This is a genomic window from Pseudomonas xionganensis (assembly GCF_009763245.1).
Classification (GTDB): domain Bacteria; phylum Pseudomonadota; class Gammaproteobacteria; order Pseudomonadales; family Pseudomonadaceae; genus Aquipseudomonas; species Aquipseudomonas xionganensis.
The window spans coordinates 1,969,469-1,983,634 of sequence record NZ_WKJZ01000001.1 but is presented as its reverse complement, the minus strand read 5'-3'; the positions used below and the strand labels follow the sequence as shown (position 1 = coordinate 1,983,634).

Annotated in this window: 8 protein-coding genes; 4 read left to right on the top strand and 4 right to left on the bottom strand. The window is 64.3% G+C overall.

Annotated elements, in window-relative coordinates; all coding sequences use genetic code 11:
• Positions 1 to 95: 95 nt before the first annotated feature.
• The 3 genes from GJV18_RS09260 to recQ form a co-directional block, all read right to left on the bottom strand.
• Complete coding sequence (locus GJV18_RS09260; protein WP_160344693.1) at positions 96 to 533, bottom strand: MarR family transcriptional regulator; 438 nt, start codon at positions 531 to 533, stop codon at positions 96 to 98.
• A 94-nt stretch (positions 534 to 627) separates the two neighbouring features.
• Positions 628 to 1,644, bottom strand: a complete 1,017-nt coding sequence (locus tag GJV18_RS09255; RefSeq protein WP_160344691.1) for a DUF2804 domain-containing protein — start codon at positions 1,642 to 1,644, stop codon at positions 628 to 630.
• A gap of 109 nt (positions 1,645 to 1,753) precedes the next feature.
• Positions 1,754 to 3,880, bottom strand: coding sequence for a DNA helicase RecQ (gene recQ, locus GJV18_RS09250; RefSeq protein ID WP_160344689.1), 2,127 nt, complete (start codon positions 3,878 to 3,880; stop codon positions 1,754 to 1,756).
• Positions 3,881 to 4,040: 160 nt separating this feature from the next.
• Here recQ and GJV18_RS09245 point away from each other — a divergent pair, with 160 nt between their 5' ends.
• The 4 genes from GJV18_RS09245 (at position 4,041) to lapD (ending at position 7,964) form a co-directional block, all read left to right on the top strand.
• Entirely contained in the window at positions 4,041 to 4,628 is a 588-nt protein-coding gene (locus tag GJV18_RS09245; RefSeq protein ID WP_160344687.1) for a UPF0149 family protein, read from the top strand.
• Between the two features lie 13 nt (positions 4,629 to 4,641).
• Positions 4,642 to 5,049 (top strand): YbaN family protein, encoded by a 408-nt coding sequence (locus GJV18_RS09240; RefSeq protein WP_160344685.1) that lies wholly within the window; start codon positions 4,642 to 4,644, stop codon positions 5,047 to 5,049.
• A 262-nt stretch (positions 5,050 to 5,311) separates the two neighbouring features.
• Positions 5,312 to 6,004, top strand: coding sequence for a cysteine protease LapG (gene lapG / locus GJV18_RS09235; RefSeq protein WP_160344683.1), 693 nt, complete (start codon positions 5,312 to 5,314; stop codon positions 6,002 to 6,004).
• Between the two features lie 10 nt (positions 6,005 to 6,014).
• Positions 6,015 to 7,964 carry a cyclic di-GMP receptor LapD gene (gene lapD / locus GJV18_RS09230; protein ID WP_160344681.1) on the top strand — a complete coding sequence of 650 codons (1,950 nt, stop codon included), beginning with the start codon at positions 6,015 to 6,017 and terminating at the stop codon, positions 7,962 to 7,964.
• A gap of 1,240 nt (positions 7,965 to 9,204) precedes the next feature.
• Here the strand turns inward: lapD and GJV18_RS09225 are convergent.
• On the bottom strand, positions 9,205 to 14,046 hold the full coding sequence (locus GJV18_RS09225) for an NAD-glutamate dehydrogenase (RefSeq protein WP_160344679.1): 4,842 nt from the start codon (positions 14,044 to 14,046) through the stop codon (positions 9,205 to 9,207).
• Positions 14,047 to 14,166: the final 120 nt, after the last annotated feature.

Here is a 14,166-nt window from a genome sequence, read left to right as displayed (position 1 = left end):
AAGGCAAAATAAATGGCGCGAAATCGCCATTTATATGACACGACATAGCCTCAGCAGGCTCAGGCGATAGCCGCCCAGGAAGCGGCAACAGCCTGCTAGCTGCGCCGCTCCAAATTACGCAGCACCTGGGCATGCACCTGCTGGCAGCGGCGCAGGTCGTCCTCGTCGATACCGGCGAAGACTTCCTGGCGCAACTGAGCCGAAATGGCTTCGATCTTCTCGATCAGAGGACGAGCTTCGGGGCACAGGGCGATTTTCTTGGCACGGCGATCTTCCGGCACCGCCTGACGGGTGACCAGACCCTGGGCTTCCAGACTATCGAGCAGGCGGGCCAGGGTCGGGCCCTCGACGCCGACGCTCTGCGCCAGCTCGCGCTGGGTGGGCAACTCGGCAAAGCGTCCCAGGTGCAGCAAGACCAGCCAGCGGGCCTGGGACAGGCCCAGACCGACCAGGCGGCGATCCAGTTCGGCGCGCCAGGCGCGGGACAGTTGGGCAACCTGCATGGCAAAACGGTGTTGATCGGGGTAAGACATCGGTTACGACTCGCATAAACATCAAAAAACAATTATTAGCGAGCTAACCATAACCCCGGTATTCAGGCAAGCCTACAAAAGGCTGAGGGATGTATCACCACTTTACATACTGATCCTCGACAAAGCCCCAGAGCTGGTCGATCAACACCTCGGGCCGCCCGACAGGCCGTAGCACACCACTGAACCGGCCGAAGATCTGCTTGAAGTTGCTGGCCATAAAACCAACATTCATGCGCTCCTGATGCAGCCCGTGGCCCTCGAAGCGCAGCGCCACCTGGCCGTCATGGGAGTGGATCTGCCAAGGCTGCAGGGGCTGCTGGCGATCGAAGTCGAAGCGCACCGTATCGACCTTGATCAGCTCGCCATCGAGCCAGAAGCAGTTTTCGGTAAAGCTGGTTTCGTTGACCCCACAGGACAGGTTCAGCCCCACCCGCAGATCCCCCACCGCGCCGGACAGGCAGGCCCAGTTCCAGTGGGTTTGCGGCCGCATATAGCCGGCGGACCAGTCGTGGTGGGCAAAGGCGCCCATCTGCCCCAGGTCGAAGTCGCCCAAAGCGCACTGCACCCGCCCCTGGCAGCGCACCCCCGCGACCTTCTGCGCATAGACCCAGCCATTGACCCCGGCCTGGGTGTTGATACACATGGGAGCAAAGGCCGGCTCACGCTCGCTGAAGGCCGCCTCGATACGGGTGCCGTCATCCAGCTCGACCAACAGGCGTTTCTCCCGACTAGCCCCCACATTCTCCAGACGCAGCAGATTGGCGCCGCTGCGCAGCTCGCACACGCCATCGTCGGGCTGCTGGGAAAACCGAGTGCCCCAGCCCAGGGGCAGCTTGAACTGACGCTCAATCATGCGCCCGCTGGCCGGGTGGAACAGGTAGACGAAGCCGATACCGGCCAGGCTCAGGTTGGCCAGGGCGCAGCCGCCGATCAGCTCGTCGCTGATCAGGCCGAAGTACTGGAACTGATGAAAGCGCCGCCATTTGGCCAGCGCGCCCAGCTTGCGCCCCATGGGCGAGCGCAAGTCGTAGTCGCGGTAATTGATCAGGCCCGGCGGGCTGGCAAAGATGCCGTAATGGGGTTGGCCATTGGCCTGAATCAGTCGTTCCATGGTTCGCATCGCTCGGCAGAAAACCCGCAGGATGCTAGCACCGCCCTCGCCCGCCCACAGTCACCGCCGGCGCCAGGGCGAGCGGCAAAATAGGCCAGCGGCCGTGCTGTCAGGCTTCGAACTCGGCCTGCAGGGCCGCCCGCACGCAATACAGCACGCCCAACTCGACCCGCCCACCCAGCTGCTCGCTGATCTCGCTGGCACTGGGCAGCTCGCCCTCGCCGTCGAGGAAGGCATCCTGAATCTCGCCCAGCAATTCTTCCGGCAGATCCAGGGCCTGCTCCAGGGACAGCTGCTGCCGGCCAATGGCCTCGGCCAGCAGGCTGTACACATTCTTCTCGCTGCACCCCAGCTGATTGGCAATCTGGGTCGGGGTCATGCCGGCGCGGGCCAGGCTGATCAGCTCATGACGCAGATCGACCACCGCCCGCGGCGCTTCGGCGCTGCCGGCCAGCACCTTAAGGAAGGCCTCACCATAGCGCTCCAGCTTGCGCGCGCCCACACCGCTAACCCGGGCCATTTCCGCCAGGGTGCTGGGCTTGCTGCGCAGCATCTCCAGCAGGGTGGCGTCGGGGAAGATCACATAAGGCGGCACGCTGTGCTCCTCGGCCAGCTTGCGCCGCAGGCTGCGCAGGGCCTCCCACTGCTCTCTTTCTTCGCCGCGCACCAGCTGGCTGGCGGCGCTGCTGGAGGCCTTGGCGCTCTGCTGCGGCTTGAGATCGCGGCGCAGCTCCAGGCTGACTTCGCCGCGCAGCAGCGGCCGGCAGCTGGCGGACAGGCGCAAGCCACCGAAGCCGTCCAGATCCACATCGGCCAGACCCCGGGCCACCAGCTGGCGGAACAGCGAACGCCATTCCCCTTCGCTGAGCGCCTTGCCCATGCCAAATACGGATAAATGCTGATGCCCCACCGCACGCATCTTGTCGTTGTCGCGGCCCAGCAGAATGTCCACCAGGTGGCCCACGCCATAACGCTGGCCGCTGCGGTAGATGGCCGACAGGGCCTGGCGCGCCGGCTCGGTGGCATCCCAGGTCTGCACGCCGTCGATGCAGTTGTCGCAATGGCCACAGGGCTGCGGCAGTTCTTCATCGAAATAGGCCAGCAGGGCCTGGCGCCGGCAGCGGGTTTCCTCGCACAGGGCGAGCATGGCATCGAGCTTGTGCTGCTCGACGCGCTTGTGCCGCTCATCGCCCTCGGAGTTGTTGAGCATCTGCTTGAGGAAGATCACATCCTGCAAGCCATAGGCCATCCAGGCATCCGCCGGCAACCCATCGCGGCCGGCGCGGCCGGTCTCCTGGTAGTAGGCCTCCAGGGACTTGGGCAGATCGAGGTGGGCGACAAAGCGCACGTTGGGTTTGTCGATGCCCATGCCGAAGGCGATGGTGGCCACCATGATCAGCCCTTCCTCGTTGAGAAAGCGCTTCTGGTGGTAGGCGCGCAGCTCGTTGCTCAGCCCGGCGTGATAGGGCAAGGCGGGAAAGCCCTGCTCGGAGAGAAAGGCCGCCACCTCCTCGACCTTCTTGCGCGACAGGCAGTAGACAATGCCGGCGTCGCCCTTGCGGGCGGCGAGGAAGTTCAGCAGCTGCTTGCGCGGCTGCTCCTTGGGCACGATGCGGTAGAAGATATTGGGCCGATCGAAGCTCGACAGAAAGCGCTCGGCGCTCTGCAGATGCAGGCGCTGGACAATCTCCTCGCGGGTACGCATATCCGCCGTGGCGGTCAGGGCGATGCGCGGCACAGTGGGGAACAGCTCGGCCAGCTGGCCCAGCTGCAGGTATTCCGGACGAAAATCATGGCCCCACTGGGACACGCAGTGGGCCTCGTCGATGGCGAACAGGGCCACGTCCAGGCCCTGCAGAAAACTCAGCATGCGCGGCTGCACCAGGCGCTCCGGTGCCACATAGAGCAGTTTGATCTCGCCGCGGCGGATGCGCTCGGCGATCAGGCGCTGCTCGTCCGCACTCAGGGTGGAGTTCAACGCCACCGCCGCCACGCCCAGCTCGTCCAGGGTCGCCACCTGGTCTTCCATCAGCGCGATCAGCGGCGACACCACCACCGCCAGGCCGCTGCGCAGCAGGGCCGGTACCTGGAAGCAGAGGGACTTGCCGCCGCCGGTGGGCATCAGCACCAGGGCATCGCCACCGCTGGCCACCCGCTCGATGATCGCACCCTGGCGGCCACGAAAGCTGTCGTAACCGAATACGTCTTTAAGGATGCGTTGTGCCTGATCGAGCATGCTGGGTCTCCGAAACGAGGCCGGCATTATACGCAAGTCACCCGGTTGCAGGCGGCCACCGGACGGCGGCCCGCGCCGCTGGTATTTACCGCGGCTATGGCCGCTCTGCCCGCTCTAGACTAGAATCCAGCCTCGATAAAACCATCTAAGGTAGCCCCCGATGTCCTTCGCCGAGCAACTGTCCCGCCTGCAAGCCTTCCTCGACGCCGATGAGCTGCACGAAGAGGCCCTGGACTACATCGCCGCCCATGGCTACCTGACCGCCCTGGCCATCTGCCCGGACCCGGTGCCGCAGCGCGAATGGATCGACGCCCTGTTCAGCGAGCCGCCGCACTACCGCAGCGACGCCGAGCGCGACGACATCGAAGCCACCCTGGTTCAGCTGCACAGCCATATCGCCCGCCAGCTGGCCAGCGACGATGATCCGGAAGTGCCCTGCGAGCTGGACCTGGGCGATGAACCGGACGATTCCGACCTGCGCGGCTGGTGCATCGGCTTTATGGAAGGCGTGTTCCTGCGCGAAGCCGCCTGGTTCGACGATGCCGAAGATGAAGTGAGCGAGCTGCTGCTGCCGATCATGGTCGGCTCCGGCCTGTTCGACGAGCAGCCGGAATTCGCCGAAATCGCCCGCGACCGCGATCTGGTGGACAGCATGGTCGAGCAGATCCCCGAACTGCTCACCGCCCTGTTCCTGCTGTGCCAGGCCCCGGAAGAAAAACCCGCCCTGCTCAAGCCCCAGCGCCACTGACGCCAGCCCGGGGATGACCGAGGATCTCCAGCAGCAGCGCAACCCGCTGCTGCGCGGCGTGCTGATTGCCGTTGGCTGGCTGAGCGTGGTGCTCGGGGTGATCGGCATCTTCCTCCCGGTACTGCCCACCACCCCCTTCTTGCTACTGGCCGCCGCCTGTTTTATGCGCAGTTCAAGGCGCTTCTACCTGTGGCTGGTCAACCACCGCCAGCTCGGCCCCTGGATCGTCGACTACCTGCAAGGCCAGGGCATTCCCCTTAAAGGCAAGGTCTACGCCATCGGCCTGATGTGGCTGAGCATCGGCGTATCCAGCTATCTGGTGCCGCTGTTCTGGGCCCGGGCCTTTATGCTGACCAGCGCGGTGCTGGTCAGCCTCTATATCCTCAAGCAGAAGACCCTGCCACCGCCCATGCAGCGCTGATACAGGCCCAGGTTCAACAGAACCCAGCGGTTGCATGCCGCAATTTCTTGTAGGAGCGGGCCATGCCCGCGATCTGCGCCCGCTCTGACACTTTCGCGGCCAGGGGCCGCTCCTACGCGATCAAGCGTGTGCCCCCCCTGCGCTAGGCTGGTTGCGGCACAAAGGCAATCCGAGCCGTCGCGCTAACACTTCGATACAGCGCGGGCTGCAAAGTCGCCCAGCAGCACCTAGACTTGCCCAATCATTGCCCGAGGCATGCGCGATGCCGCCACGTCAGCCTACTCATGGATGGTACCGACACCTGCAGCGGCCGTTGCTGTGTGTGCTGGTGCTGCTCGTCGGGCTGGCCAGCGCCTTGGCCAACTGGGACTTCGGCCAGATCATCCGCACCGCGGAAAGCCGCTACGGCAACCTCGGCCCGGCCAAGCAGCGCATCCAGGCCTGGGACGAGCTGATCAAGAGCAGCGGCAACCTGGCCGAAAAAGACAAGCTCACCGCCGTCAACCGCTTCTTCAACCGCCAGGTGCGCTTTACCAACGATATCGCCCTGTGGCGGGTCAACGACTACTGGGCCACCCCCGTGGAAATGCTGGTCAAGGGCGCAGGCGACTGCGAAGACTACTCCATCGGCAAATACTTCACCCTGCGCCGCCTGGGCGTGCCGGCCGACAAGCTGCGCATCACCTACGTCAAGGCCCTCAACTACAACCAGGCCCATATGGTGCTCACCTACTACGCCAGCCCCGGCGCCGAGCCCCTGGTACTGGACAACCTGATCAACGACATCAAGCCCGCCTCGCAGCGCCGCGACCTGCTGCCGGTCTACGCCTTCAATGCCGAAGGCCTCTATCTGGCGGGTTCCAACGTGAAGAAAAGCGACACCAAGAAGCTGTCACGCTGGCAGGACATTCTGAAAAAAATGCGCGCAGAGGGCTTCGCCATCGGCGAAGGCTAGGAGGAACCTCATGTCTCTACTCAAACAACTCTTTCTCGCCATCTGCCTGTTTCTGGTGGTGGCCTTCACCGGCAGCTTTATCGCCGGGGTGGAGAGCTCCCGAGAACAACTGATTAGCCAGCTGCGCTCCCATGCCCAGGACGCCGCTACCGCCCTGGGCCTGTCCATGACCCCACACGTGGACGACCCGGCGATGATCGAGCTGATGGTCAGCTCGATTTTCGACAGCGGCTACTTCGCCAGCATCCGCGTGGTGCGCATCCCCACCGACGAGGTGATCGTCGAGCGCAGCAGCGACGAAGTCACCGGCAGCGTGCCGCCCTGGTTCGGCAACCTGGTCAACCTCCAAGCCCAGGGCGGTGACGCCCTGATCATGCGCGGCTGGGAACAGGCCGCCCGGGTCGAAGTGCTCAGCCACCCGCAATTCGCCCTGGCCAAACTGTGGGACAGCGCCATCGGCAGCCTGATCTGGCTGCTGCTGTGCGGCCTGGTCAGCGCCATCCTCGGCGGCTGGCTGCTGCGCACCCAGCTGCGCCCCCTGGACAATATGGTGCAACAGGCCCAGGCCATCACCCGCCGCGAATTCATGACCCTGCCCAAGGTGCCGCGCACCCCCGAACTCAAGCGCGTGGTCACCGCCATGAACCAGATGGTGGAAAAACTCAAAACCCTGTTCGCCGAAGAAGCCGCTCGCAGCGAAAAACTGCGCGAGGAAGCCTACCAGGACAGCATCACGGGCCTGGCCAACCGCCGCCTGTTCGATATCCGCCTGGCCAACCAGCTGCTGGTGTCCGAACAGCATGCCGAGGGCTACCTGATCCTGCTGCGGGTCAACGACCTGGGCGGCCTCAACCAGCGCCTGGGCGGGCAGAAAACCGACGCCCTGATCGCCGCCATTGGCGAGCTGCTCAAGCGCCTGCTCGGCCACGCTACCCGCGCCGACTGGCTAGCCTCACGCAGCCGTGGCGGCGAATTCAGCCTGCTCGCCCCCGGTATCGGCAGCGAGGAAGCCGACCTGCTGGCCGGCGAACTGCACGCCGGCCTGGAAAGCCTGCGCCAGACCGGCGCCAGCGACTGCAAACCGGTGGCCCATATGGGCATCGCCGCCTTCCGCCTGGGTGAAGAAGCCAGCCAGGTGATCGGCCGCGCCGACCAGGCCCTGGCCCAGGCCCAGAACGACCCAAGCCGCGACTGGGTGCGCCTGGACGACTTCAACCAGCAACCGACCCAGGGCCTGCACGACTGGCGCACCTGGATCGACGACGCCCTGAACAAGCGCAAGCTGCAGCTGTACTTCCAGCCGGTGGCACACTGCGCCAACCGCCAGCAGTTGCTGCACCACAAGGTCCTGGCACGCCTGCTCGATCCCCAGGGCGAAGCCATCGCCGCCGGCCGCTTCCTGCCCTGGATCGAACGCCTGGGCTGGACCGCCCGTTTCGACCTGGCCATGCTCGAACACTGCCTGGCCCACCTGGCCCAACACCCCGCCCCCCTGGCCCTAAGCCTCTCCGCCGCCACCCTGCGCGAAGCCGAGCACCTGGAGCGACTGCTGGAGATTCTCAAGCAACACCCGCAGCAGGCACCCTTGCTCACCCTGGAAATGGACGAACGCCACCTGCCACCGTCCAGCGAACTGGAGCGCATCAGCCAGGCCATCCGCGACACCGGCTACAGCCTGGGCCTGCAGCACTTCGGTGGGCGCTTTAGCCTGATCGGCAACCTGACCCACCTGGGGCTGGCCTATCTGAAGATTGATGGGACTTATATCCGGGCGATCGATCAGGAGAGTGATAAACGCATCTTTATCGAGGCGGTGTTCCGTGCGACCAACAGTATTGATTTGCCGTTGATTGCGGAGATGGTGGAAACCGAGGGGGAATTGCAAGTTCTCGGCGAACTGGGCCTATTTGGCGCCATGGGACGCCTGCTGGGGGCGCCGGCGCCTTGGGGGGAGGTGTAAAGCTGGCTTATTTGGGTTTCTCGATGGCTTGGCATGAGCCATTGGCGCGAGTGCTGGGCGGTTGGGTTTCGCCCCTTACGGGCGACTCACTTGATTCGCTGCGCTCACCCTTCGGGCCAGCCTGCGGCTGTTACTCCGCTTCGCTTCGTAGCTTTTGCTTGTGCAAAGAAAGTAAGCAAAGAAACACACCCCTCCATCCGGCCCCGGCTACGCCGGGGTTCCCTCGCTCCATCACCGCTCCAGGGGCACGCAGCGAAGGGCCATCCCTGGCCCGTCGCGGCTCTCGCGGCATCCATGCCGCTCAACCCCTTACGCAGTGATTCCACTCGGCCTCCTGATGGGGACTTGGGCGTCGTCTGTACAAGCGCGGCTAAAGAGCAAAAGCACAGACACTGCGCAGTGCCTGATTAAGAAAATCTTGCAAGCTCGCGACCCGGTCCCGTCAGGAGGCCGAGCGCAGGTGTTGCGTAGGGGGACGAGCCGCATGGATGCGGCGAGAGGCTTAAAGGGCCAGGGATGGCCCTTTAAGCCGGCCCCCGGAGCAGCACCGGAGCGAGGGGAGTTGAGCGAAGCGAAACCCGGATGCCGGGTGCCCTTCTCTTTGGTTACTTTCTCTTGGGCAAGCAAGAGAAAGTGACGCGCCCGTGAGGGGCGCAACCAAAACGAATGATCGACGCAACAATCATCCAGGCGCCAAGCCGGATATCACCACAACAAAGACTCGCGGCTAGGAGCCGCTCCTACAGACTGCTCGCTGAATAACGGCCAGCGCCGTGGTGTCTTCTACCCTCTCCCCCAACCCCTCTCCCACGGGGCGAGGGGAGCTGAGCGTGCAACAACGCCACTCATCGCAACAATCATCTAGGCGCCAAACCCAAAGCCACCCATTGTCCAGGCCTTGTAGGAGCCAGCTTGCTGGCGATCCCGGCAGTTCAAAAGCATCGCCAGCAAGCTGGCTCCTACAGGGTTTGTCGTGGGGCAAGCGATAGCCAAGCGCCCTCTCCCCCAGCCCCTCTCCCAAAGGGCGAGGGGAGCCGGTCGTGCACGCTTCAAATCATTCCTATCAGCCACAAACCAGCAAACACACGACCCAGGTTCGCGGCTGAAGACGCTCCTACGGGGTCAGGCGCTGTTTGGTACAGACTGAACAAAACCACCGCCCATAAAAAAGCGAGCCACCCGCCAGGGTGGCTCGCTTTCGGTTAACGCAACCAGGGCCGCAAAGCCCTGGCTTTAGCCGTCAGGCACTGAGCGCCAGGTCCATCAGCTCCCGGTTGGCCACGGCATACATGGCGTAATCGGTGGTGGTGGCGGTGCGCAGTTCGCCGAGCATGACCTTCCAGCGGTCCACCAGGCGGCGGTGCTGGTCGAGCCACAGGCCGACCCGGGCTTCGATATCGTCCGGGCCTTCGGCCATCTGCAGAACCGATACGGTGATGGCGCGCTGCTGCCAGTCCAGATCGTCGCGGAAGGCTTCGCGGGCCAGGGCCTGCCAGTTGTTTTCCACCGGCAGGCTGGTGATCTGCTGCAGGTACCAGGACAGGTCCAGGGCGCCGCCCACGGTGAAGTAGGCCGCCGCGACACGGGCCGGTTCCTGTTCGGTAACGTCCGACGCCTCGATGATCGGCAGCAGGGTGTAGAGGTGGCTGGTGCCCGCAACCACGCGGGCCAGCTCCTCCGGCACACCGGCTTCCACATAGGCCTGGAAGCGCGCCAGCCACTGTTCGCGGGCCGGGCCTTCGAGCAGTTCGTCCAGGCAGCCCACCAGGGCCTCGATGCGTGGGGCGAAGTGGGCCACATCGCGGGCGGCATCCAGGTCGTTGCGACGGCTGCGCAGGAACCAGCGGGTGGCGCGGCGGCCCAGGCGCATCAGCTCGTCCATCAGCTGCAGCTGCAGGTCGGCCGGTACCTTGTGGTCCAGGGCCTCGATCTGCTGCCACCAGTGCGGCAGGCGGAACAGGTCGCGGACGATGACGTAGGCGCCAGCCACGTTGGCCGCGCTCATGCCGGTGGACTCCTTCAGGCGCTGCACGAAGGTGATGCCCATGTGGTTGACCAGGTCGTTGGCGATCTGGGTGCTGACGATTTCGCGCTTGAGGCGGTGACGGCGCATGGCCTCGCCGAACTTCTGGGTCAGCACCGCCGGGAAGGCGGTTTCCATCTCGCGGGCCAGGTAGTCGTCGTCTGGCACCTGGGACTTGAGCAGGGACTCCTTGAGGTCGATCTTGCTGTAGGAGATCAGCACCGAGAGTTCCGGGCGGGTCAGGCCCTGGCCCTTGTTGGCGCGTTCGGTCAGCTCGTCGTCACTGGGCAGAAACTCCAGGGCACGGTCCAGCTTGCCGGCGCTTTCCAGGGCGTTCATCAGGCGCTTGTACTCGCCAACCCGCTCGCGGGCGCGGCGTTCGGCCAGGGACAGGGCCTGGGTCTGCTTGTAGTTGTTACCCAGCACCAGGCTGGACACCGCATCGGTCATCTCGGCCAGCAGCTTGTTGCGCTGCTTGCCGGTCATATCGCCGGCGCTGACGATTTCGCCAAGCAGGATCTTGATATTGACCTCGTGGTCGGAGCAGTCCACGCCGCCGGCGTTGTCAATAAAGTCGGTGTTGCTGGCGCCGCCGTGCAGGCCGAATTCGACGCGGCCGAGCTGGGTCATGCCCAGGTTGCCGCCCTCGCCCACCACCTTGGCGCGCAGTTCGCAGCCGTCCACGCGCAGGCCGTCGTTGGCCTTGTCACCGACATCGGCATGGCTTTCCTTGCTGGATTTGACGTAGGTGCCGATGCCGCCGTTCCAGATCAGGTCCACCGGGGCCTTGAGCAGGGCATTGAGCAGCTCGGTCGGCGCCAGTTTGTCCGCCGTGATGTCGAAGCGCTCCTTCATCTGCGGGCTGATGGCGATGCTCTTGGCGCTGCGCAGGAAGATGCCGCCGCCCTGGGAGATCAGCGCGGTGTCGTAGTCGGCCCAGCTGGAGCGCGGCAGGTCGAACAGGCGCTGGCGCTCGACAAAGCTCTTGGCCGCATCCGGGTTGGGGTCGATAAAAATGTGCATATGGTTGAAGGCGGCCACCAGCTGCAGCTTGTCCGACAGCAGCAGGCCGTTGCCGAACACGTCGCCGGCCATGTCGCCGATGCCGATCACCGTGGTGTTGTCCTGCTGCACGTCGATGCCGCGCTCGCGGAAGTGACGCTGCACCGACACCCAGGCGCCCTTGGCGGTAATGCCCATGCCCTTGTGGTCGTAGCCGGCCGAGCCGCCGGAGGCGAAGGCGTCGTCCAGCCAGAAGCCGTAGTCGGCGGCGATGCCGTTGGCGATATCGGAGAAGGTCGCGGTGCCCTTGTCCGCCGCCACCACCAGGTAGGGGTCGTCGCCGTCATGGCGTACCACGTTGGCCGGCGGCACCACGGCGCCGTCCTTGAGGTTGTCGGTAATGTCCAGCAGGCCGGAAATAAAGATGCGGTAGCAGGCGATGCCCTCGGCCAGCACCTCGTCGCGCGAGCCGCCCACCGGCATCCTGCGCGGCACGAAGCCGCCCTTGGCACCCATGGGCACGATTACCGCGTTCTTCACCTGCTGCGCCTTGACCAGGCCGAGCACTTCGGTGCGGAAGTCTTCCTCGCGATCCGACCAGCGCAGGCCGCCGCGGGCCACGTCGCCGAAGCGCAGGTGCACGCCTTCGACGCGCGGGCTGTAGACGAAGATCTCGAACTTGGGCGTGGGCCGCGGAATCTCCGGGATGGCGCGGGGGTTGAGCTTGAAGCTGAAGTAGCTCTTCGGCGCGCCGCTGGCGTCGGTCTGGTAGAAGTTGGTGCGCAGGGTGGCCTTGATCAGGTCCAGGTAGCGACGCAGGATGCGGTCTTCGTTGAGCACCGCGACATTGTCCAGGGCGGCGAGAATCGCCTGCTCCAGCTTCTGCTGCTTGCCGTCCAGGTCTTCGCTGCTGAGCTTGCGCGCCAGGTAGAAGCGGGTCTTGAACAGACGCACCAGTTCCTTGGCGATATCGGCATGGTTGACCAGGGTGGCGGCGATATAGCTCAAGTCAAAGCCCAGGCGGATCTGCTTGAGGTAACGGGCGTAGGCGCGCAGCAGGGCCACGTCGCGCCAGGGCATGGCGGCCATCAGCACCAGGCGGTTGAAGCCATCGTTCTCCGCCGCGCCACCAACGATCTTGACGAAGGCGTCCTGCAGGGTGTCGTTGAGCTGCTGGATATCCACATCCAGGCCTTCGGCATAGGTGAAGGCGAAGTCGTGGATCCAGAACTCGCGGCCATCGGCGCGGCGCAGCTTGTAGGGGAATTCGCCGAGTACGCGCAGGCCGAGGTTTTCCAGAATCGGCAGCACATCCGACAGCGGCAGCGGCGTGTCGGCGTGGTACAGCTTGCAGTGCAGCTGCTGGCCGGCCTGGGTCAAAGGCTGGTAGAAACTCATCACCAGCTGACGATCACTGTTGAGGCTGAGCAGGTGCTGCATGTCCACCACCGCCGAATGCGGGGCGAAACGCTCGCGGTAGCCGGCCGGGAAGCCTTCCGGGAACTCGCTCAGCACTTCGGTGCCCTGGGCTTCGCCGAGGCTTTCGACGATCAGGCTGGAGTAGTCGTCCTTCCACGAACGGCAGGCCTGGACGACTTCCTTCTCCAGGCGCAGGGGGTCGATCTGCACGCGGTTTTTCGGGTCGACCTTGAGGATGAACTGCACCCGCGCCAGCACCGACTCGGAGAAGAAGGTCCAGAACTCGCAATCGGTGGCCTGCAGGCGCTCCATCAGCACCTGCTGGATCTTCATGCGGGTTTCGGTGGAGTAGACATCACGCGGCACATAGGCCAGGCAGTAGCAGAAACGGCCATAGGGATCGCGGCGCAGGAACACGCGGATCTTGTTGCGCTCCTGGATCTGCACGATGGACATGGTGGTGTTGAACAGCTCGTCCACCGAGGTCTGGAACAGGTCATCGCGCGGCAGCACTTCCAGCACCTGGGCCAGCTCCTTGCCCAGGTGGGCACTGCTGTCGAAGCCGGAGCGGTGCTCGATCACATCCACCTTGCGGCGGATGTAGGGGATGTTCCACACGCTCTCGGCATACACCGCCGAGGTGTACAGGCCCATGAAGCGGCATTCCTTGACCACATTGCCCTTGGCGTCCAGCTCGCGGATCGACACCAGGTCCGGGTAGGCCGGACGGTGCACGCGGCTGGGCACGGCGGCCTTGGCGAAGGACAGCAGCTGCGGCTCGCGCAGGTAGGCCACGGCTTCCGGCTCGATATGCAGTTCATCGGCCTTAAGGCCGCTGCGCAGGCGCTTGGACAGGCCCAGCAGGGAGCCTTCGTCATACTGCATGCTGCCGCCACCGGGGACGTCGACCACGGTGAACTCTTCATAACCGAGGAAGGTGAAGTGGTCATCGAGCAACCAGCTCATGAACACCTTGATCTCGTCCAGCTCGGCGCCATCGACCTTGAGCTTGGCCTTGTCCAGCCAGGCCAGCAGCTCGCGGGCCTTGGCCTTCATCGGCTGGAAGTCGGCCACGCTCATGCGCACATCGCCGAATACATCGAGCAGGGCCTTTTCCAGGCTCTTCAACTCGCCGGCACTGGAGCAACGGTCGATTTCCAGGAACATCAGGGCTTCCTGCTGCACGTCCTTGCCCTGGGTGCCCTTGGGCAGGATCTCCAGCAATTCGCCGCTCTTGTTGCGACGCACGCTGAACACACTGTTCTGCAGGGTGTGGATGCTGTAACCGCGACGGTTGAGCTCCATGCGCGCGGAGTCGACCAGGAAGGGGATGTCACGGTGCAGGATTTCCACGGCACTGTGGGTCGACTGCCAGCCGTGCTTTTCATAGTCGGGGTTGAATACCCGTACCTGCGGCTTGCTCGCTTCGAAACGCTGCAGCATGCGCCAGGCCGAGAGGGTACAGCCCACCAGATCGGACAGGCGCCGCTGGATCAGCTCCTCCAGAGCGATGATGCCGAAAAATTGCTCGGCGAACAGGGCTACTTGTGGCAGGGCCTGCTCGCTAACGTGCTGCGCCAGTACCGTTTGCAGTTGATGCTGGAAATCGGCTTTGCTGGCCGCCGTAAAGAACGCCATGGGTTTGCTCCGTTTGGCTTGTTATTCGACTGGGGGCTGGATGACTTTCGCCACAACCTTGTAGCTCAACGTTAGTCTAGGAGGCCGCGATTGCATTAAAGTGCTGCCTCTTACTCTAGG